The 22,079-nt window shown below is 64.6% G+C and carries 18 protein-coding genes; 17 read left to right on the top strand and 1 reads right to left on the bottom strand.

Annotated features, from left to right (window positions below; genetic code table 11):
- Positions 1–36: 36 nt before the first annotated feature.
- From A0W70_RS00405 to A0W70_RS00355, 11 genes are all read left to right on the top strand, one after another.
- Positions 37–924 (top strand): class I SAM-dependent methyltransferase, encoded by an 888-nt coding sequence (locus tag A0W70_RS00405; RefSeq protein ID WP_070987282.1) that lies wholly within the window; start codon positions 37–39, stop codon positions 922–924.
- A 204-nt stretch (positions 925–1,128) separates the two neighbouring features.
- Positions 1,129–1,785 carry a sigma-70 family RNA polymerase sigma factor gene (locus A0W70_RS00400; RefSeq protein ID WP_075109804.1) on the top strand — a complete coding sequence of 219 codons (657 nt, stop codon included), beginning with the start codon at positions 1,129–1,131 and terminating at the stop codon, positions 1,783–1,785.
- Positions 1,782–2,018, top strand: a complete 237-nt coding sequence (rsrA, locus tag A0W70_RS00395) for a mycothiol system anti-sigma-R factor (protein ID WP_070987280.1) — start codon at positions 1,782–1,784, stop codon at positions 2,016–2,018. The genes A0W70_RS00400 and rsrA overlap by 4 nt, the downstream gene beginning before the upstream one ends.
- A 26-nt stretch (positions 2,019–2,044) precedes the next feature.
- A complete protein-coding gene (locus A0W70_RS00390; RefSeq protein WP_070987279.1) occupies positions 2,045–3,271 on the top strand; it encodes a MerC family mercury resistance protein in 1,227 nt (408 codons plus the stop codon).
- A 253-nt stretch (positions 3,272–3,524) separates the two neighbouring features.
- Positions 3,525–4,370 (top strand): bactofilin family protein, encoded by an 846-nt coding sequence (locus A0W70_RS16545; protein ID WP_070987277.1) that lies wholly within the window; start codon positions 3,525–3,527, stop codon positions 4,368–4,370.
- 217 nt (positions 4,371–4,587) lie between these two features.
- Positions 4,588–6,492, top strand: a complete 1,905-nt coding sequence (locus A0W70_RS00380; protein ID WP_070987275.1) for a DUF294 nucleotidyltransferase-like domain-containing protein — start codon at positions 4,588–4,590, stop codon at positions 6,490–6,492.
- A 3-nt stretch (positions 6,493–6,495) separates the two neighbouring features.
- The gene (locus A0W70_RS00375; protein ID WP_070987273.1) at positions 6,496–7,218 is read left to right on the top strand and encodes a 3'-5' exonuclease; all 723 of its coding nucleotides are present in this window, start codon (positions 6,496–6,498) and stop codon (positions 7,216–7,218) included.
- A gap of 181 nt (positions 7,219–7,399) precedes the next feature.
- Complete coding sequence (locus tag A0W70_RS00370; protein ID WP_070988215.1) at positions 7,400–7,834, top strand: universal stress protein; 435 nt, start codon at positions 7,400–7,402, stop codon at positions 7,832–7,834.
- Between the two features lie 55 nt (positions 7,835–7,889).
- Positions 7,890–9,557 carry a BCCT family transporter gene (locus A0W70_RS00365; protein ID WP_070987271.1) on the top strand — a complete coding sequence of 556 codons (1,668 nt, stop codon included), beginning with the start codon at positions 7,890–7,892 and terminating at the stop codon, positions 9,555–9,557.
- A gap of 373 nt (positions 9,558–9,930) precedes the next feature.
- The gene (locus tag A0W70_RS00360) at positions 9,931–11,547 is read left to right on the top strand and encodes a GMC family oxidoreductase (RefSeq protein WP_070987270.1); all 1,617 of its coding nucleotides are present in this window, start codon (positions 9,931–9,933) and stop codon (positions 11,545–11,547) included.
- A gap of 248 nt (positions 11,548–11,795) precedes the next feature.
- The gene (locus tag A0W70_RS00355) at positions 11,796–13,469 is read left to right on the top strand and encodes a putative bifunctional diguanylate cyclase/phosphodiesterase (protein WP_083330659.1); all 1,674 of its coding nucleotides are present in this window, start codon (positions 11,796–11,798) and stop codon (positions 13,467–13,469) included.
- Positions 13,470–13,475: 6 nt separating this feature from the next.
- Here the strand turns inward: A0W70_RS00355 and A0W70_RS00350 are convergent, their stop codons facing one another.
- Positions 13,476–13,946, bottom strand: coding sequence for a hypothetical protein (locus A0W70_RS00350; RefSeq protein WP_070987266.1), 471 nt, complete (start codon positions 13,944–13,946; stop codon positions 13,476–13,478).
- A gap of 303 nt (positions 13,947–14,249) precedes the next feature.
- On the opposite strand from A0W70_RS00350, the gene A0W70_RS00345 reads away from it, so the two are divergent.
- The 6 genes from A0W70_RS00345 (at position 14,250) to A0W70_RS00320 (ending at position 22,072) form a co-directional block, all read left to right on the top strand.
- A complete protein-coding gene (locus tag A0W70_RS00345; RefSeq protein WP_070987264.1) occupies positions 14,250–14,921 on the top strand; it encodes a response regulator in 672 nt (223 codons plus the stop codon).
- Between the two features lie 196 nt (positions 14,922–15,117).
- Entirely contained in the window at positions 15,118–15,795 is a 678-nt protein-coding gene (locus A0W70_RS00340) for a response regulator transcription factor (protein WP_070987262.1), read from the top strand.
- Positions 15,796–15,890: 95 nt separating this feature from the next.
- Entirely contained in the window at positions 15,891–16,421 is a 531-nt protein-coding gene (locus tag A0W70_RS00335; RefSeq protein ID WP_070987260.1) for a response regulator, read from the top strand.
- Between the two features lie 394 nt (positions 16,422–16,815).
- A complete protein-coding gene (locus tag A0W70_RS00330) occupies positions 16,816–18,345 on the top strand; it encodes a sensor histidine kinase (RefSeq protein WP_070987258.1) in 1,530 nt (509 codons plus the stop codon).
- Positions 18,342–18,785 carry a response regulator gene (locus A0W70_RS00325; protein ID WP_070987257.1) on the top strand — a complete coding sequence of 148 codons (444 nt, stop codon included), beginning with the start codon at positions 18,342–18,344 and terminating at the stop codon, positions 18,783–18,785. The genes A0W70_RS00330 and A0W70_RS00325 overlap by 4 nt, the downstream gene beginning before the upstream one ends.
- Positions 18,785–22,072: an EAL domain-containing protein gene (locus tag A0W70_RS00320; protein ID WP_070987255.1), complete on the top strand. Its 3,288-nt coding sequence runs from the start codon at positions 18,785–18,787 to the stop codon at positions 22,070–22,072. Before A0W70_RS00325 ends, A0W70_RS00320 begins: the two co-directional genes overlap by 1 nt.
- Positions 22,073–22,079: the final 7 nt, after the last annotated feature.

Below are 22,079 nucleotides of genomic sequence, written 5' to 3'. Positions count from 1 at the left end.
ACCCTACGGCACCGCGCGCATAAGAGGACGCGAACCATGAACCAGCCCATCGAACACGCCGAGACGGCACGGCCGGCGACGGAATACGTCGAATTCTGGAATGACACGCTCGCGGAAAAGTTCGAGCGTTTCCGCGAGATCCTGATGAACGGCCTGAGTTACCACAGCCGGATACCGCTGGAGCGAATGCATGTCGAACCGGGTTCCCGGATCGTCGATGTCGGCTGTGGCTGGGGGGATACCGCGATCAAACTGGCCGTTCGGGTCGGCCCGGAAGGCCATGTACTCGGTATCGACTGCGTCGAGCAGTTCCTGCAGAAGGGACGGCGCGACGCCGCCAGCGAGGGACTTGCCAACATCGAGTTCGTGGCGGCGGACGTCGAGCGATATCCATTCGAAGCCGACTTCGACCTGTGCTTCTCGCGTTTTGGCATGATGTTCTTCGAGAACCCGGTCAACGCGATGCGTAACATCCGCTCGGCAGTCAAGCCGGGCGGCGAGCTGAAATTCATCGTCTGGCGCGATATCGCCGATAACCCTTGGCTCGGCATGGCAAAAGAAGTCGTACTCGGTTTCCTCCCGGCCCCCGGGGAAGATGCCCGGACCTGCGGACCGGGTCCGTTTTCGATGTCCAATCCCGACGTCGTGACCCGACAGCTTGAGATCGCCGGCTTCGAGGCGATCACCGTCGAGCGCATCGACGGGCCGGTGACGATCGGCGATTCGGTCCGCAATGCCGTGGATTTCCAGCTTGCGCTGGGTCCGGCCGGCGAGGTCTTCCGCGAGGCGGGCGACGAGGCCGAACGCCAGCGACCCGAGATCGAGCAGGCGCTGGGCGAGGCGCTGGCACCGTACGAACAGGAAGAAGGCATTGTCATGCCGTCGAGTTCATGGACTTTCACCGCGCGCAGGCCCGCACACTGACCGAAATCGCGGCTTCATCCCCTGCGCGCACCACATTCCCGGTGGCCGATCGACGGCCACCGGGAACCATCGAGGCCGCCGCGGCGTCCCTGTGGAGCGTACCCGCGCGATGGCCACGGCCGTGGAGCGATTTCCGAAGATCGCCCATACTCCACTCCGCCAGTCATCGTTTGCGGGAACCGTACTGGTCGGCCGGAGGCCGCCATGACACACGCGGATATCCATGGTGGACGCGCACGGCGCCGTGAACTGTTCGAAACACGGCTCGAACCGCTCATGGATCGACTCTACGGGACGGCACTCCGCCTCACGCGCGACCCCAACGATGCCGAGGACGTGGTCGCCGAGGCGATCGGCAAGGCGTGGAGCCGTCTCGACGATCTCCGTGATATGGACCAGTTCGAGAGCTGGCTGTTCCGGATCCTGAACAACACCTTCATCAGTACCTGCCGCAGGCGGCGCTGCCGCCAGGACAGGGAGGTTTCCATGGACGACGATGGCGGTGAAACAGCCCCCGAGACGACGGACTTCTCACTGTTCAGACAATTGCACCAGCCGTTCCTGTTGTGGTGGGGAACCCCGGAGGAGGACTTCCTCAATGGCCTTCTGCGCGAGGACATCCAGCGTGCTCTCGATTCGCTGCCCGACCCATTCCGGGTGGTCGTCGTACTCGTGGACATCCAGGGCTGCACGTACGAGGAGACCGCGACCCAACTGGACGTCGCGGTCGGCACGGTGCGGTCACGCCTGAACCGGGGGCGTGGCCTGTTGCAGAAGGCGTTGTGGCGCCAGGCGCAGGATGCCGGACTGCATGCCCCGAAGCCACGGGATCAAACGCACTCCAGCGGAGAACGGCGATGACCGAAGAAGCGCTGACCTGCGAAGAAGTCATCGAGCGCATCTTTGACTATCTCGACAGGGAACTCGACCCGACCACGCGGGACCAGATCGAACGGCATCTGGAAACATGCCGCGACTGCTTCAGTCGGGCCGAATTCGAGGAGCGGCTGCGGCGCAGGATCCGCGCCGCCGGGTCGCAACGGGCACCGGACCACCTCCAGCGCCGTATCCGGGATTTGCTCGATCGATTCTGACGCGCCCTGATGTACCGGGGGGAACCATGGTTGCCATCCTGGGTTACTCACGAGAACAGATCATCGCAGCCGTGCGGGAAATGTATACCGCGGTCGCCGAGACACCGCAGGCGCATTTCCATTTCCCGACCGGCGAGAACGCCTGTCGACTGCTCGGCTATCCGAGCGCACAACTCCGCGCCCTCCCCGAGTCGATCGTGGAATCGTTCGCCGGCGTGGGCTGTCCCTTCCGGGCGAGCGTAATACGGCACGGCGACACCGTACTCGACATCGGCGCGGGAACGGGGGCCGACACGTTGATCGCCGGCCGAATGGTCGGTCCGGAGGGCCACGCGATCGCGCTTGATCTGACCGCCGCGATGACACGCAAACTCGAACGTATCGTGGAACAGAATGGAATACCGAACGTCAGCGTTGTGCAGGCATCAGCGGAAAATCTGCCACTGGATAGCGGTACGGTGGACTGCATTACCAGCAACGGTGCGCTCAACCTGATCCCCGCCAAACGGCGCGCCGTCGCCGAGATGTTCCGGGTGCTTCGACCCGGAGGGCGTCTGCAGCTCGCGGACGTGGTGATCAAACGGCCGGTAACGGTCGACTGCAGCGAGGACCCGCGCCTTTGGGTGGAATGTGTCGTCGGGGCGACCGTCGACGAAGAACTGATAGCGCTGCTGCGCGATGCCGGATTCGAGGATATCGAGATCGTGCGCAGTAACGACTACTTCGCGCACAGTCCCAGTAGGCAGACGCGCGAAGTGGCGGCCGGGTTCAGCGCCTATTCGCTCGAACTGGCCGCGCGTCGCAGCGCGGCGGCACCCGGACGCTGGCGGCAATCGTTGCGCCGGCTGGACCCGAGGCGACTGGTGGCGACCGTATCGCGCAGGGGATTCGCCGGTATTGCCAGCCTCCTGCTTGCGGTCGCGGCCTGTTACGGCGGACTGATGGCCGTGACCGTACTGCCCCTGTTCGGCCTCGGATTCGCCCTCGACCCGACGGCATGGGCCGGCACCATCATGACGTTTACGCTGCTCGCGGCCGTGGCCATCCTTATCGGCAGCCGCCGACACCGCGGACCCGCACCGCCGGTCCTCGCGGTTGCCGGAGCCAGTGTGGTCGGTTACGCCCTGTTCGTCGATTACCATATGCTCGTCGAACTCAGCGGTTTCGTCCTGTTGGCTGCCGCGGCCTGTCTGGATCTTCGCGCCCGGCGACATACGGAATCGCGCGTACTCGGACTGGACCGTCCGCACTGACCGGCCCGCCTGCGGGCCCTCCATCCGCACTTCCCGTCACCACCGGTGGTGGACAGTCAGCATCGCCGGTGGGCCTGGCCGCGACTTGGCCCGCAATCGGGTCATTTCCGATGGAATCCCGTTGCCCTGAGGCAATTCCGTAACGAAGTGCGGTCCATCAACCGAAAATGGAGTCGCCACACAGCGCATCCCCCGAAACCGGACTACGCTACATCCTGTAAGGAAGGCGACCCGGCTTTCCGGAGAACACGGGATGAGCGTGTCCAGCCGTTATACCCGTGCCCTGGCCATGGCCGGTCTGTTTGTGCTCGGTGGCAACAACGCGGTGGCCGACGATATCGTCTGCCCACCCGATCCAGGTCCGATCGAGGTCGAGGGCAATGTCCTCGTGACAGGCGACTGTCGGCTCGATGGAACCGAGGTCGAGGGCAACATCGTGATGTTCTCCGGCGGTTCCGTGACACTTCGCGAGGCAGAGATCGAAGGCAACATCCAGTCGTCTGCGGATTCGCCGTTTGAGGTCGATATTGGTGCCAGCCGGATCGACGAAAATATCCAGCTTGACCGGCTTATCGGGGACGATATCACCATCCGGAACAGCCGTGTCGGCGGCAACATCCAGGTGGACAGCAATCGCGCGCGCCTTCGGATCGAGGGCAATGACGTCAACGGCGATGTCCAGGCGTTCAACAATACCGGTGGTATCGATATCGTCAGCAATCGCATTGATGGCAATCTCCAATGCAGCGGGAACAACCCCGCGCCCACGGTCGACAACAACACCGTCGAAGGCAATCGGGAAGGTCAATGCCCCACTCTCGAGCCGGAGCCCGAGCCCGAGCCCGAGCCAGAACCCGAACCCGAGCCGGACCCCGAACCCGAGCCGGACCCCGAACCCGTGCCCGATCCCGTGCCTGAACCCGAACCAGCTCCCGCTGAACCCGGTCAACCGGACAGCGGCGATGCCGAGAAAGATCCGGTTGCTGACGATCCGCCCGAGGAGAACAATCTGAAGGGCAGTTCCGACCTTGCCCTTCTGTCACTCCTGGGTGTCCTGCTGATGGCCACCGCCTTGCGGCGACGCCTCCGCAGACCCTGACCGCCGGTTTCCGCGGCTCCCCGGCCGCGGGCACGCCATCCACCTGGGCACCCGTCCCCGTCGCGGCGGGAGGCCCTTCTCTGTCAGCGCGTCCAATGCCATGCTGTAGGCGTAGCCGCCTCCGGACCGAAACGATCCGTGGGACCCCTCCCTCCTGGCCGTGAAGATCGGCGGGCAAGCGGCAGATCGCCACGACCCCAACCCCCGGGATTCGCCAATGGAAGCCGAACTGCTCGAGATTCGCCAGCATATGGGGCGTTTCACGCCATTCGACCGGATCCCGGATGACCTGCTCGACGCGGTCGTCGAGCAGGTCGAGGTGTCCTACTTCCGCGCCGGCAGCGACATCTTCGAGCTGGATCAGCCGATTGACCATCTGGGATACGTCCGCAGTGGTGCAGTCGAACTCTACAGTCGCAGCGGCAACCTGTACGACCGTCTCGGGGAAGGCGGTATTTTCGGGCATTTCAGTCTCGCCCGCGGGAAACGGGTCCGATTCTCGGCGCGGGCGATCGAAGACAGCCTGATCTACTTCATCCCCAGGGCACAGTTCAAAGCGCTCTGCGAAGCGGACAGCCACTTCGCCGATTTCGTCGAGCTTGGCCGCCCCCGGCTCGAAGCGGCGGTCGAGGCGCAGCGCAAGAACAACGAGATGATGGTCACCCGGATCCGCAAACTGGTGACGCATCCGCCGCTGCGCATCGAGAGTACCGCGTCGGTTCAGGAGGCCGCCCGCCGCATCACGGAGGCCCACGCCAGCGCGGCCCTGATCGTGGATCGCAGCTCCTTCGATTCGCGCTTTACCTACATCGACCCCGACGGCGATCCCTGGCGGGTACTGGGGATCATTACCGACAGCGATTTCCGGGTGCGGGTCGTCGCCAAAGGGCTCTCGCCGGACACGCCGGTCGGCGAGGTCACGGGGGATCGGTTCGTATCCATTCAGTCGGACGAATCGGTTCAGGAAGCGATTCTTTGCATGCTCCGCAACGGCGTGCACCACCTCCCCGTCATGCATCGCCGCCAACCGCTCGGGATCGTGCACCTCTCCAGCATCATCCGCTATGAGACCAAGAGCAGCGTCTATCTGGTCGACAGCATCTACTCGCGGACCGACGTTGCCGGTCTGGCGGCGCTGATGCCCGAAGTGAAGAGCACGGTTGTGCGTATGATCGAGGACGATGCCGACTCGCGCATGATCGGCAGTGCGCTCTCGACCATCGGGCGAAGCATCACGCGACGGCTCCTCGAATTGGCCGAGCAGGAACTCGGTCCACCTCCGGTGCCGTACTGTTTCATGGTCATGGGCTCGATGGCCCGCGATGAACAGAGCCTCGTCAGCGATCAGGACAACGCCCTGGTACTCAGCGATGACTTCAATCGAACGGAGCATGATGCGTACTTCCTGGCGCTGGCCCAGTACGTGAGTGACGGCCTCGCCGCCTGCGGCTACACGTATTGCAAGGGCGACATCATGGCCACCAACCAACGCTGGCGGCAGCCGCTGGCGGTGTGGAAGGGCTATTTCCGGAGCTGGATCGACCGCCCGACACCGGAAGCATTGCTGCACAGCTCCGTTTTCTTCGACCTCGACAGCGTCTATGGCGACAACCGCCTCGTCGAGGCGCTGCAGGATCTGATCGCGGAGAAGGCGCCGAAGAACGAACTGTTCCTGGCCGCAATGGCGCGGAACGCGCTCGGCCGAACGCCGCCGCTGGGATTCTTCCGCGGCTTCGTGATGGAGAAGGACGGCCAGCAGAACAACACGATCAACCTCAAGCGCCGCGGTCTCGCGCCGATGACCGATCTGATCCGCATCCACGCGCTGGCCTGCGGGTCACGCGCGCAGAATTCCTTCGCCCGCCTGGACGATATCGGACAGAGCCAGCTGCTCGGCCCCGGAGTGGAGGCCAAACTACGGGCCGCGATGGAGTTCCTGGCCATCTCCCGTTGCCGCCATCAGGTACTGGATCTCGAACAGGGACGGGAACCCGATAACCGGGTGGAACCCGACAACGTCCCCGATGCGGAACGTCACAACCTCAAAGATGCCTTCCAGGTCCTCAGTAACGCACAGAAATTCCTCAAGTTCCGGTATCCGCTCCCGGAACGGACGGCATAAGGCATGCGCCTTCGGTCCCGCCGGACGGAAGATTACGAAGAGTGGCAGCGCTACGTCGCCGAGCGCGCCCGGACCACCCGCTCACCGGCGCTGAAACGATTCTACGACACGGCCCTGCCGGCCCCCGACACCGCCATCGCCGAGGTGCCGCTGATGTCGCTCGATATCGAGACGACGGGCCTCAACCCGCAGCGAGACGCGATCGTCAGTATCGGTCTCGTCCCGTTCACGAGTCGGCGTATCCATCTGGCCAGACGCCGCTACTGGATCATCCACCCCGAGTGCGCGCTCAACAGCCGCTCGGTGACACTGCATCACATCACCCACGCCGACATCGAACAGGCGCCGCATTTCAGTGCGATCCTTCCGGAACTGCTCGATGCGATGTCCGGCTATCTGCCGGTCGTTCATTACCGGGCGATCGAACGCTCGTTCCTGGATCGCGCCGTGACGGACGCCCTGGGGGAGCCGTTCGCGTTCCCGACGATCGACACCATGGCGATCGAAGCGCAACGGTACCGCTCGAGCCTCTGGGCGCGCTGGCGCGGACGCCTTGGTCGTTCGCCCGTCTCCATTCGCCTCCACGACAGCCGCGTCCGCTACCATCTGCCGTACTATCAGGCCCATCACGCGCTCGTGGACGCGCTCGCAACGGCCGAACTCCTGCAGGCCCAGATCGCGACGCATTTCCGGCCGGATACACCAGTGCGCACCTTCTGCACATGACTGCCCGCAGGCGGGTCGGCCAATGCCGGGCGCAGGGCCTGCACGATTACGTTGCGAACAGCGGCGATTTTCGGGCAAACCGCGGAGTGGACAGGTCCGGTCGGAACCTCCATGCTACGGGCGGCCCATAACCAGGGCGCGGGACTGGATAATGCCCGCAGTAATCGACAAGGGGATGAATATGTTCAAAAAAATCATGGTTCCGGTCGATCTCGCGCACCGGGACGCGATCGAACCGGCGTTGACAGCAGCGTCCGATCTCGCCAGTCATTACGGTGCAGAAGTCTGCTACATCGGTGTCACCGCAACCACGCCAGGCTCCGTGGCCCGGACACCGGAGGAGTATCAGCAGAAACTCGACGCATTCGCCCAGGAACAGAGCCAACAGCACCATGGGCAGAAGGTTTCCGCTCGTGCGATCACCTCACCGGACCCGGTAGTGGATCTCAATGATGTGCTGGTGCAGGCGATCAAGGACACGGGCTCGGACCTGGTCGTGATGGCCACCCACCTGCCCCGCCATCTTGACGCGGTCCTGCCGGCACATGGCGGCGAGGTCGCGACCCACACCGACGTATCGGTATTCCTCGTCCGTCCGCCAGCAGGCAAGCGCTGAGGGCGACCGATCCAGAAGAAAACGCAAATGCAGTGCAGCCAATGGGACATAAACCATGACTGAGCAATCCAATAATGGAAATAATCCGGGGGCGAGCGAGGAGAAGGTCGGCGTACCCGCTCCCGAAGGGCCCGCGAACCTGATCGACACCGATTACGTGATCGGGCAGGACAACATCGCCACCCGCAAGTACGGGATCGACGTTGATCTGCACGGCAAGGTTTTCGGCATCTCCTCACTCGTCATCGTGCTCTTCGTACTGATCACGCTCGCCCTTCCGGAAACGGTCGAGCCGATGTTCAACGGCATCCGGAGCTACCTGACCGATAAGTTCGCGTGGTTCTTCCTGCTCTCCGCGAACGTCTTCGTCATCCTGGCCCTGGTCCTGATCTTCACGCCGCTGGCGCGGGTCCGGCTCGGTGGACAGCACGCGACACCGGACTTCAGCACGACCGGCTGGTTCGCCATGCTGTTCGCGGCCGGCATGGGCATCGGTCTGATGTTCTACGGCGTATCGGAGCCGCTGACCCATTACAGCACCGCAATGGGCGGCACCTCGATGGAGGACGGCGTACGCACCGACTGGGCGCCGCTGGGAGCCGCTGAGGGTGACCAGCAGGCGGCCCGGCAACTCGGCTTCGCCGCCACGATCTACCACTGGGGTCTGCACCCCTGGGCGATCTATGCGGTGGTCGCGCTGGCCCTCGCGCTGTTCTCGTTCAACAAGGGCCTGCCGCTGACGATGCGGTCGATCTTCTACCCGATCCTCGGGGAGAACGTGTGGCGCTGGCCGGGCGATGTGATCGATATCCTGGCGGTATTCGCCACCCTGTTCGGGCTGGTCACTTCGCTGGGCATCGGTGCCAACCAGGCGAGCGCGGGGCTCGAGTTCCTGTTCGGGATTCCATCGACCGACGTCACGATGGTGCTGTTGATCATCGGCATCACGCTCGTAGCGCTCGCGTCCGTCCTGCTCGGCGTCGACAAAGGTGTCCAGCGCCTGTCCCAGCTCAATATGGGGCTCGCGGGGCTGTTGCTGTTGTTCGTCATTATCGTCGGACCGACGATGCTGATCTTCACCGGCTTCTTCCAGAACCTGTGGAGCTATGCCGCCGAGCTGCCGGAGTTCATGAACCCCTTCGGCCGTGAAGACACCAACTTCATGGGCGGCTGGACCGCGTTCTACTGGGCCTGGTGGATTTCCTGGTCCCCGTTCGTCGGCATGTTCATCGCCCGTGTCAGTCGCGGCCGTACGGTGCGCGAGTTCCTGATCGCGGTACTGCTGGTGCCGACGGTGATCTCGGTGCTCTGGATGACCGCGCTTGGCGGGACCGCCATCGATCAGGTGGTGAACAAGGGCATCACCAGCGTCCAGGACGCGGCCCTCGAGCTGCAGCTGTTCGAGATGCTCTCGCAACTGCCGCTGACGATGATCACTTCCTTCGTGGGCATCGTGCTGGTGATCGTGTTCTTCATCACCTCCTCCGACTCGGGCTCGCTGGTGATCGACTCGATCACCTCCGGCGGCAAGGTCGATGCCCCGACCTCCCAGCGCATTTTCTGGGTGCTGATCGAGGGCGCGCTTGCGATCGCCCTGCTCCTTGGCGGTGGTCTGGTGGCCTTGCAGGCGATGGCCATCTCGACCGGATTGCCGTTCACGATCATTCTGTTGATCGCGTGTTATGGCATCGTCAAAGGTCTGATGGACGAGCCCAGGGACTGACGCCCCAGGGTTCGTGACAACAAAGGCGGCCCTTCGGGGCCGCCTTTTTTTTGGTTATTCGCAAGCGCGGGGAAGCAGCGGGCACGATGGCAATCGACGGATGCAGAACATCAGCAAACGTCGATCGCGAGCAAGCTCGCTCCTACCAGCCCCGACCATCCGTCTCGACATGCAGAAGGCGGTAGGAGCGAGCTTGCTCGCGATCGCTTTCCGACCCCTGTCCGCTCGAATGCAACGACAGTACCCCGATGACCCGACGCCCGATTGGGCATCCGGTACTGACCTGGCCCCAAGGGTGTGATACACCACGATCCCAGGGTCATACATACCAACCCGTCAACGCGCGTCCGAGCCGGGCAACCGGGAAGAAACCATGCACAATCGGGGCGAATACGACTACGTCATCGTGGGCGGCGGCGCCGCTGGCTGCGTTCTGGCGAACCGGCTCTCCGCGGATCCGGACGTGTCGGTGCTGCTGCTCGAGGCCGGCAACGACGAGCGCTGGATCTGGACCCGGATCCCCGTCGGCTATCTCTACTGCATCAACAACCCGCGCACCGACTGGTGCTACCGGACCGAGCCGGAACCCGGCCTCAACGGGCGCTCGATCGTGTACGCGCGCGGCAAGGGGCTGGGCGGCAGCACACTGATCAACGCGATGCTCTGCCTGCGCGGTCAGGCCCGCGATTACGACGAGTGGGCCCGGCTGACCGGCGACCCGGGCTGGCGCTGGGACAACGTCCTGCCGGTCTTCCGCGGCGCCGAGGATTACTGGAACGGGCCATCAGAAATGCACGGCGCCGGTGGCGAGTGGCGGGTTGAACGCCAGCGTCTGAGCTGGACCATCCTCGACCGCTTTGCCGAGGCCGCGACCGAGGCCGGCATCCCGGCAACCGCCGATTTCAACACCGGTGACAACACCGGCGTCAGCCGCTTCGAGGTCAACCAGAAACGCGGCACCCGCTGGAGCTCCATGCGCGGATTCCTGGACCCGATCCGTCACCGATCGAATCTCACGGTCATCACGGGCGCACTCACCGACCGGCTGCGTTTCGAGGGGCGCAGCGTCACGGGCGTCGAATTCCGTGCCGATGGCGAGCGCTGTATTGTCCGCAGCCGGATCGAGACGGTGCTCGCGGCGGGCGCGATCGGCTCGCCGGCCATCCTGCAGCGATCCGGCGTCGGCGACGAGGCATTGCTGCGTGATCGTGGCATCCCGGTGGTGCGACACGCACCGGATGTCGGCGCCAACCTGCAGGACCACCTGCAGCTGCGCTGCATCTATCGGGTGCAGGGCGTCACCACGCTGAATCAGCAGATGCGGAGTCTGCCAGCCAAGGCGAAGATGGCACTGGACTACGCCCTGTTCCGCCGCGGCCCGCTGAGCATGGCGCCCAGCCAGCTCGGCCTGTTCGCCCGTTCCGCCGACGACGTCGAGACCCCGGACCTCGAATACCACGTCCAGCCGCTGTCGCTCGACAAATTCGGCGACCCGCTGCACCCGTTCCCCGCGTTCACCGCGAGTGTGGCGGATATTCGCCCGGAATCGCGCGGCAGCGTCGTGATCTCCGATCGGGAACCGGCCAGTGCACCCCGCATCGCCCCGGGTTATCTCCGTACCGAGGGCGACCGTCGCAAAGCGGCCCGGGCGATCCGCCTCACCCGGCGCATCATCGGGCAACCGTCACTGGCCCCATACAAACCCGAGGAGTACCTACCCGGCCCCGAGTGCCAGACCGATGAGGAATTGGCCCACGCCGCGGGCGATATCGGCACCACGATCTTTCACCCCGTAGGTACCTGCCGCATGGGGGCCGATGAAGACGCCAACGCCGTCACCGACAGCCAGCTGCGGGTCCGTGGTCTCGACGGCGTGCGCGTGGTGGACGCCTCGATCATGCCGACGATCACCTCCGGCAATACCTGCACCCCCACGATCATGATCGCCGAACGGGGGGCGACCATGATCCGGGCAAGCCGGAGTCGCTGAAGCCCGGATCCTGATCACTGCTCGCACCGGGATATCCCGCACCGGCGTCGCTCGGGGCGGAACATACCGGAACTGCACGAAATGGCCCGAATGGAGCCAAAATGGATCCGACGATGTGAGAATGCCCGGAAAACGCGCGCGGACCGCGCGGTTGCATCTGCAGCGATATCCTTGTTAACCCTGAATCCCGGGATATGTCCCATACGAAGCGGACTGATGGCTGGGAAATGTAAGGGACGCACGCTTTGATGCAATGGAACGCTTTGCGCGCGGCGACAGGACGTTTACGACACCAACCTCGCCTCAACGCCATCCTCATCCTGGCCCTGACGGCCCTGCTGTTCGCCGGCGCCTGGCTGCTCGTCTATGCCACGGGTGGTACACAGCGCGCCTGGCCGTATCTGATGCTCATCCCGGTACTGCTCGCGGCGGCGCGTTTCCGTGTCGTCGGCGGGATCATCGGCGGTCTGGTCGGCGGGCTTCTGCTTGGGCCGGTGATGCCGCTCGATACCGCGACGGGCGTCGCGCAGGACACCACCAACTGGCTGATCCGGATCGGTTTCTATACCGGTCTGGGTGCATTTACCGGGATGCTGTTCCAGTTCATTCGCCGCCAGGGCCGGGCTCGTGAACGGGACGCCCGCGTGGACGCTGACAGCGGACTGCCGAACAAGACGGCCCTGCTCGAGGCGCTCGAGACCGATGACGTCGATCGCGCCGACGCGCCGTTTGTCGCGCTGATCCGGATCGTCGATCTGGGCGAGATCATGGAGGCCGCCGGCGTCAGTGCCGCCGACCAGCTCGTGACGATCCTCGCCAGACGAATCCGTCGCGGGATCGATCCGGATCTGGAGGTCTACCGCTTCAGCGCCTCGGAGATCGTCGTCCTGCGGCAAGAGGACACGGCAACGGACGGGCTGAATGCGGAGGATCTGCTGCAGATCACGGAAGACTCCGTCGAGGTATACGGGATCCCCGTCCATGTTGAACTCGTCGTTGGCCGTGCTGGCACCGTGGAACCGGGCACGTCGGCGCGCGAACTGATCCGGCAGGCCCGCGTTGCGCTGTTCTCGGCGATCGAGCGGCAGCAGACCGTGTGCCGGTATGCCCCCGAGCAGGAGCGCCGCACCGGTGAGACGATCCGCCTCCTCGCCGGCGTGCGCCGCGGCATAGAGAACGGCGAGTTCGAACTGCACTATCAGCCCAAAGTCCGGGCAGAGACCGGAGAACCCGCGGGCTGTGAGGCGCTGGTGCGCTGGCGCAGCCCGGCCGATGGCGGAATCATCCCACCGGATCAGTTCATGCCGCGGGTCGAATGCTCGGCATTGATCGGCCCCATGACCCGGTTCGTCGCACAGTCGGCATTCGGCTTCGTAAAGCATTGCAGACAGCGGATCAGCATCAACATCACCGCGCGTGATCTGATTGACCAGAACCTGATCGCCTCGATCGGGCGCATGGCGGCCTACGGGGGCCTCCCGGCAGGGCGTATCGAGATCGAAATCACCGAGGGCGCGATCGTACGCGACCCGGTCGCCGCCGGAGAAGCCATCGAGCAGCTCCGGCGCTGCGGCTTCCACGTCAGTCTGGACGATTTCGGAACCGGGTACTCATCGTTCGAGTATCTGCGGACACTGCCGCTCACCGGACTCAAGATCGACCGGGCCTTCGTGCGCGATCTCGAAGACGATGACAGGGCACAGCGCCTGATGGCCTGCATGATCGATGTCGGCCACGCCCTCGATCTGGAAGTGGTCGCGGAAGGGGTCGAGAAGGCCGGGCAGCGGGAGATTCTCCGGGAACTGGGCTGCGATCTGCTGCAGGGCTTCTATTTTGCCCGCCCGATGCCGGGGCAGGAATATCTGGACTGGCGGCAGGCCCGGGACCGGGCGACGGCCCGCGAGGCCGCCCACCCTCGATAGACCCCGTCAATCCGCCGCGGTCGGCGCCAACTCCTGCTCAAACGCGGCGAGCCGCTCGCGTGAGCGTTCGACCACCGCTTCGGAGAATACATCCGGATGGCGGAGCACGGCCTGCTCCCATGCGTAGTCGATCAGGCCTGCATCGGCCAGACCCGTCAGGTCGACCGGCATTTCCCCTTTCGCGACGAAGTGCTCGGCGGCCCTTGTCAGACCGCGGCGGCGGATCGTCTGTCGGAGTCCCGTCGCGGAGCGACCGAGCACGTACTCATACGCGGACAGCGATTCCCACAGTTCCCGGGCGAGCGCGTCATCGTCGTCCGCTTCCGTGATGTGATCGTCGGCGCTCAGCTGCACCCAGCGCTGGCGTGCCTGCAGGGCCAGGTCTTCGCGACTGCGGTCACTCGCGTTGCGCTCGAAGATCCGACACTCTCTCGGGGTCGCGAGCCGCTGCACCCGCGCGTCGCATTGCTCATCCATCTTCGCCTCCCGGCGTCAGTTTCCGGCCCAGTATGGACCCATACGCGGCTTATTGCTCCGTATTTCGGCGATCGCGACCGGGGAATGCCTGCCGCGTGCCGCGGAATCGCGTCGTGGAGGCCGCTGGCCGGCCGGGCCGTACAGGCCGCCTCGCGCGCGCGCGGATCAGCGTGAAATGACCCCCGCACTGGGCACGATGTGGGTGCCGTGTTGCAATGCAAGGCAGTGCAATGCAATGCAATGACAATACTTCTACACTGGGGGTAAGAGGTTACGCAGCATCGCGACGGCGATGTGGTGGTCATGACAACGCAGATTGCGAGCCGTGATGCAGTCCGCGTGATTCTGGCGGACGACCACGACGCAGTTCGTTCGGGCATCCGGGATGCACTCGATCCCTGCGTCGACATTGCGGTAGTGGCCGAAGCGGCGGATGGCGACGAGCTGTTGGCACTCGCCGGCTCCACCCGGCCGGACGTCGCCCTGGTCGACATTGCACTGCCCGGCGTGGACGGGCTCGAGGCAACCCGGCGGCTCGTGGAATCCGGGCGCGGAACGCTACGAGTGGTCATCCTTTCGGTGCAGGGCGCGGACGCTTCCATCCTCGGCGCATTGCAGAACGGCGCCGCCGGGTTCGTGCTGAAAAGCGCGGGCGCCACCGAAATGGAACTGGCCGTCCGCGCCGCTGCGCGGGGCGAGAATTTCCTCTGCCCTTCCATCGCGCGCAAGGTGATCGGTGCCTACCTCGAGCATGTCGATACCCGGGACGACGGAACACGGCGACTGACGGACAGGCAGCGCCAGGTGCTTGAACTCGTCGCCAAGGGCCACACGACCAAGCGGATCGCGCAACGCCTCAAAATCAGCGTCAAGACCGTCGAAGCGCACCGGGGCGAACTCATGCGTCGCCTTGATGTACGGAATATCGCCGGTCTCGTGCAGCAGGCCGTCCGGATGGGTCTGCTCACGCTGTAGGTGACGCCTGGATCACGGAGCACCACGCCAGACAGCCGACACCAGGGTTTCCCCCAATTTTACGCTTGCGTCCCGGCCGGTATGTTGGCGGTGATAGGCGGGACGCGCGGAAAATCGCCCGCGATATTCAACTGAGTCTGTCCGGTACCGCAGAGAGCGGAAGCCTGCGGCACACCGGTAGGGGAAACGTGCGCGTTTGGATACGAAGGTACGCCGCGGGCGGCAACCAGTCGACGTCCTGATCGTCGATGACGACGGAGCCGCCCGCCAGCAGGTGCGCACGACGCTGCACGACTGCACTGACATCCAGGTCGCGGCCGAGACCGCGAATGCCGCCGAGGCCCTTGAAGTACTGGAGACCGTCGCTGCCGACGTAGCGCTCATCGGACTCACGGGCACCAGACGGGATGTGCTGGAAACATGCCGTCGGATCACGGCGCACGGATCGCGGCCGCGGGCGATCATGATGGCGACCAGGACGACCCCCGCTGCAGCGGTTCGTGCCTTCGATATGGGCTGCCATGGATTCTGCCGCTATGGGGCCGGAGCGGACGCCCTGCGGATCGCCATTCACTCGGCGCACCGTGGGGACGGGTTTTTGTGCCCGGACGTCGGCCGTCCGATTATCGATCGCTACCTGAAACGGATCAGTGAAGGTGCCCAGCAACGCGGATCTCTGACCCGGCGTCAGCGCGAAGTCCTCCGTATGGTGGCCCATGGATGGCGTACGAAAGAGATCGCCAACGCCCTTGGTCTGAGCATCAAGACGGTGGAAAGCCATCGGGCCGCGATCATGCGGCGACTTGGCGTGAGTCGGGTGGTCGAACTGGTGCACGAGGCGGGACGACTGGGGCTCGGTCCGCCATCGACCTGAGCCTGAAGGAGCGCGGGCCTCTCCCCTGCGGCATCACCGGACCGCAGTCCGGAAACATCATTGAACACCGCGCAGCCTGGAGATCGCGGAAGCTCATGACCTCCGAGACCTACACCACAACGCGACCAGTGAGGATCCTGCTCGCGGACTATCCGGTACTCACGCGTCATGCCCTGCGTTGCCTGATCGAAGCCGGCGGATCGTTCCACGTGGTCGCCGAGGCGGCGAACATGGACGAAATCGCGGACCACGCGCGACGTTCGACCGTGGATGTGGTCGCGATCGATTTCGATATGCCGGGTCTGGACGGACTCGACACCGTGCCGTGGCACGGACAGCCCGACGCGCCGGCGACCGTCGTCATCGCACGGCATCAGGAGGTCGGCGAGCTGGATCGGGCATTGCAGATTGGCGCCAACGGCTATGTCACGAAAAACGACGACGCCGACGTGCTGTATCTGGCGCTCAGGGAAGCGGCATCCGGGCGCAGCTTCCTGAGCCCGAGGGTCACGCGGACCGTGCTCGATGCACTGGCACGGCCGGGCGACCAGCCTTCAGAGGCGCTCACGCGAAGTGCGGTAAGGCACACAACCGCCGGCAGCGAGACACGCGCCGACCCGGACTGACAACGGCTGCACGCAAGGTGCAGGTCCAGGCCTTTCACAAGCCGCAGGATACCGCGGCTGCGCCTTCAGAACGCCTGCGTTCCGATGCAGGGTTTCCCCCAATGGTCACCGCCATGGCTGAGCGGGACACTGTGCATAGTCTCGCTCTATGCCGTCGAACGACCGCGCGACTCACCGGCTGACAACGGTCGCCGGCGTACGTCGATGGCCCCGTTCACGCGACGTCGAACCGGGAGCCGTACCGAAACCGATCAGCCACACGAATCCCGCTCGACCCGGTCGGGCATACCGTCATCCCGTACACCGCGACTGTACGCAGCCGTCCTGGTCGGTTGGCGCTCAGGGCAAAGCGGGCAATCGGGCATGCCGACACATCCTCGATACCGGATCATCCATGAGCCACGATGTCCCACACGAGCCGCCTGTCGCAGTGCATCCGCGTGGTGAAAATCCGGATCCATTCCGTCTGCTCGTCGACCAGGTCCGCGAATACGCCATCTTCATGCTCGATACCGGCGGTCATGTAACAAGCTGGAACGAGGGCGCGAAGCGCATCAAGGGATATGTCGCCAACGAGATCATCGGGCGCCACGTCTCGAGCTTCTATTCGGCCGAGGACCATGCGGACGGAGAACCCGAAAGGCATCTCGAGCAGGCGAAAACGGACGGCCAGGTCGAGTACGAAGGCTGGCGCATACGCCGCGACGGAACCCGGTTCTGGGCCAATGTCGTCCTCACGGCCATTCATGACGACACCGGGACACTGAGCGGATTCGCCAAAGTGACGCGTGACCTCACCGCGCAGCGCGCGTCCGAGGCGGAACGCGAACGCCTGCTGCGCGAGACCGACAAGCGCCTGCGGGAACTGCGCTGTCTGCACCGGGTGGCCGAGGCGATCCGGCGCGAGCCGCCGTTCGGCGAACTGCTCGAGCAGATCGCCCGGGCCATCCCCGATGCGCTGCGGGAGCCGGAACAGGCGCGCGTCGCGATCCGGTTCGATGAGCACGCCTGGGCACCCGAGCGATGGCCCGAGAGCGGTATCCAGCTCACCGAGCCGATTCGCCAGGCCGGGACCGACCGCGGGGCAATCATTATCGCGTACGAACATTTTCCCGCGGGCGATCACGACGCGGCATTCAGCCAGGAAGAGCGCGAGACGATCCGCTCCGTGGCGGTGGCCGTGGAGGAGACCGCGGCACGACAACAGCGTACGCGTGAACTCGAACGCTATGCGCGCGAACTCGAATCGTTCAGCTACAGCGTATCGCATGACCTGCGGGCGCCGCTGCGGGCGCTGGACGGTTTCAGCCGAACCCTCGCACGGAAGTACCCCGACGCACTCGATGAGCGCGGGCGGGACTACCTGCAGCGGATCCGTAACGCCAGCCAGCGGATGTCGGATCTCATCGACGCATTGCTGCGACTTTCCCGGATTTCACGCCAGCCCATGCAGTGGAAGCCGGTCGATCTCTCCTCCCTCGCCGGTGAGGTGATCCAGGAGCTGCGCGACGCTGATCCCGGGCGCGCGGTCACCGTGCACTGCCAACCGCGGCTGTACGTGTGGGGCGACGAGCCGCTGCTGCGGATCGTCCTGCAGAATCTGCTCGGCAACGCGTGGAAATTCTCACGCCACGCCGATCGCCCCGTGATCGAACTGGGCCGCGATCCCGATCACCGCAACCGCTATTATGTCCGTGACAATGGCAGCGGATTCGATTCGCGTTACGTCGACCGACTCTTTGGTGCCTTCCAGCGTCTGCATTCGGAGGCGGAGTTCGAGGGCACCGGGATCGGCCTGGTTACGGTAAAACGCATCGTGCTCCGCCATGGCGGCAGCGTGTGGGCGGAGAGTGAAGCGGGCGCCGGGGCGACATTCTGGCTTGAACTGCGGCCCGCGAAGGCCGTGGAGGACGGTAACGAATGAGCAACGTGAAGACGATCCTGCTGGTCGAGGACAACACGGATGACGAAGAGCTCGCGCGCGTCGCGCTCGAGGAGAGCCGGATCGCGAACGAGGTGGTCATCGCGCGCGACGGCGCCGACGCCCTGGAGTGCCTCGGACTCGAGCCGAGCGACGGCGACCGGGCAATGAACCCGCTCCCGGCGGTCGTGCTGCTGGACCTGAAACTGCCGAAACTCGATGGCATGGAAGTGCTTCGCCGGATCCGTGGTGACGAGCGTACGCGTCTATTACCCGTGGTGGTACTCACCTCTTCCTCCGAAGAGGAGGACATCGTCGACAGTTACGGGCTGGGCGCGAACAGTTACATGCGCAAGCCGGTAGACTTCGATCAGTTCCACGACATGGTCAAGCAGTTCGGTATGTACTGGCTGCTCCTCAACGAGGTCCCGTACGGGCGCTGATGACGGAATCACTGAACAGACTGCGGGTGCTGATCCTCGAAGACTCCGAGGACGATGCCCACCTGAACGCGCTCGCGCTGGAACGCCACGGCTTCTCGGTTGAGTGGCGACGCGCCGAAAACGAGCAGCAATTGCTCGGCGTACTTGATGGAGACATACCGGACGTGATCCTGGCCGATCACGGCATGCCGCGACTCGATTCAGGCGCCGCGCTCGATCTCCTGCACGATCGTCATCAGGCAATCCCGTTCATTCTCGTGTCGGGCACCATCGGCGAAGAGACCGTGGTTGAACTGTTGCACCGCGGCGCCAGAGATTTCGTCGCGAAATCCCATATCGACCGGCTCGGTGCATCGGTTGAACGGGCACTCAGGGAAGCGCGCGGAGAGCGGGAGCGCGGCGCGGCCGAACGGGCGCTGCGGGAGAGCGAGCGTCGGTATCGTTCCCTGGTAACGGCCACTTCGGACTTCCTGTGGTGGGCCGACGCGGACGGCCGCCTCTACGAGATCGACCCGGCCTGGCTGGAATACACGGGCTATACACGACAGGAGGCGCTCGGCTGGGGCTCCTTCGAAGCGATCCATCCGGACGACCGCGATGCATACCTGGCGGCATGGCACGAGGCGATCCACACGGGCGACGTTTTCCGCATGGAGTATCGCCTGCGGCGGCATGATAACGGCTACGGGTGGTTCCTCGACCGGGCGGCTCCAGTACTCGATGACATGTCCAGGATCACCGAATGGGTCGGCGCCAGCGCCGACATCTCGCAGCGCAAGGACGCCGAGACGGCGCTGCGGGCAAGCGAAGCGCGCTACCGGACCCTGTTCGAAGACGCACCGAACGGCGTGCTGATCATGGATCGCGAAGAGATCGTCGACTGCAATCCCCGTGCGCCGGGAATTTTCGATCGGCACCGCGAGGACCTGGTCGGGCTTTCTCTGGAAGCGTTTTCACCGGAAAACCAGCCCAACGGCGAAAACTCCGCGCAAATGGCGCGGCGGCTCTGCGAGGCGGCCTGGAACGATGGTCCGCAGGAATTCGAATGGAGCATTCTGCGCGGCAACGGCGACCCGGCCACGCTCGAGGTCCTGCTTGGCCCTACTGACCACCAACTGCATGCAATCCTGCGCGATGTAACCGAGCGCCGCACGTTCGAAGCCGAGATGCGCAAACTGTCCCGCGCCGTACAACAGGCCGCCGATGCGATCATCATCACCGATGCCGACCGCGTCATCGAGTACGTCAATCCGGCATTCGAACGGATGACGGGCTACACGGGCAGCGAAGTAATCGGACAGACGCCCTCACTGCTGGGCTCGGACCATAACGAGCCCGGCGTGCGGGAACGCCTCAAAGACGCGCTCGACGCGGGCCACGAGTTCCACGGCATGCTCGTGAACCGGCGCCGGTCCGGAGAGCTCTATTACGCCGATATGAGCATCGCCCCGATCCGCGACGACGAAGGGCGGGTTTCTCACTATATCGGCACGCAGTACGACGTGACGGAACAGTTGCAGAAGGAGCACGAACTCACGCGGCTCGCGCATTTCGATCCGGTCACGGAATTGCCGAACCGGACACTGATCATCGATCGGCTCAACCATATGCTCTCCCAGGCCCCGACAGTTGCCGGGCGTCTGCTGGTCATGCACATCGATATCGACGGATTCGGGTTCGTCAACGAGACCTGGGGGCATGCGGGCGGCGACCATGTGCTCAAGACCATCGCGGACCGACTGAGCGATGCCGCGGGTCCAGCAGCCAGCGTCGCCCGCATCGGAAACGACGGTTTTGTCGTCGCCCTGATGACCGGCCCGTCGGAAGAAGGCGCGGAGACCTCCACGACCCGGGTCCAGCAGGCGCTCAGCAAACCGCTCTCTTTCAACGATGACGAACTGCGGGTAACGGGCACACTGGGCGTCGCGTACGGCCCCGAGGACGGTCATACCGGCGAAGAACTCATCGCCCACGCCGAAATGGCGATGCACCGGGCACGGGAACGCGGCCGTGAACAGCTTGCGTTCTACACACCGGCCATGCACGAAGAGGCACGCCAGTGGCTGTCGGCCGAAGGGGATCTGCGGCGGGCCCTCGAGCACACCGAATTCCATCTCGAATACCAACCCCAGATCGACCTGGCGACCGGGCGGATATCGGGTCTCGAGGCACTGTTACGATGGACACACCCGTCCCACGGTCCGGTTTCGCCCGGCGAGTTCATACCGCAGCTCGAGCGCTCCGGGCTGATCGTCGAGGTCGGGGAATGGGTGATCCACGAGGCCTGCGCCCGTATCGCCGAGTGGGATGCCGTACTCACCACCGGCGGCACCGACCTTCCCCGCGTGGCGGTCAACCTCTCCCTCGTGCAGTTCGAACGGCGAGACCTCGTCGAGGTTGTCCGCCATGCCCTGCAGGCGACCGGCGCGGATCCGCGTTGCCTCGAACTGGAATTGACCGAGAGTTCACTGGCGCACAATCCGGAAGATGCGGCCCGAACGCTGCATGCGCTGCGTGAGCTCGGGGTCACCATTGCACTCGATGACTTCGGTACCGGCTACTCCTCGCTGAACTACCTGAAGAAGTTCCCGATCGACAAGGTGAAGATCGACCGGGTCTTTATCGAGGGCGTGACCCGCGACCCCGGCGACGCGGCGATCCTGCGGGCCGTACTGGCACTGGCCAGAAGCCGTGGCATGAAGACCGTCGCGGAGGGGGTCGAGACCGAGGCGCAGGTCCGATTCCTCCAGGCGCAGGGATGCCGCCATGTCCAGGGCTTTTATTTCGCACCCGCCATCACGGCCCCTGAAGTCGCACGCATGCTCGCGGACGCCCGGCGATTCGACGTCACCGCCACTGACACCGAGGAGCAGCCGATGATCATCGCCTGCAGCGCGACACCCGAGACGCATACGGCGATTCAGGGCGCACTGCAGCACATGCCCTGCCGAATCGTAGACGTGCACGACGAGGAGGCCGCATTACGGGCCTTGGCGCTGAATGCGCCGGTGGCGGTCGTGATGGCGGACGCCGGGGATGGACCTGCCGCAACGGAACTTCTGCAGCGAGTGCACGATCTGTACCCGGCGATCCGGCGGGTACTGATCGCTCCTGACCCCACGGGTGACGCGGTGCAACGCGCGGTCAATGCAGCCGCGGTGCATCGATTGCTCTGCGGACCGGTGGACGCGGATGGAATGCAGCGGGAGATCGGGTCCGTTCTCGAGGAATACCAGACCGAACGTGCGGGACGCGGGGAGGCGTCACTGCAGATTCCGAACGAGTAACCGTAAC

This window comes from Halofilum ochraceum, from assembly GCF_001614315.2.
Lineage (GTDB): Bacteria > Pseudomonadota > Gammaproteobacteria > XJ16 > Halofilaceae > Halofilum > Halofilum ochraceum.
This window is presented reverse-complemented; position numbering and strand designations above follow the sequence as displayed.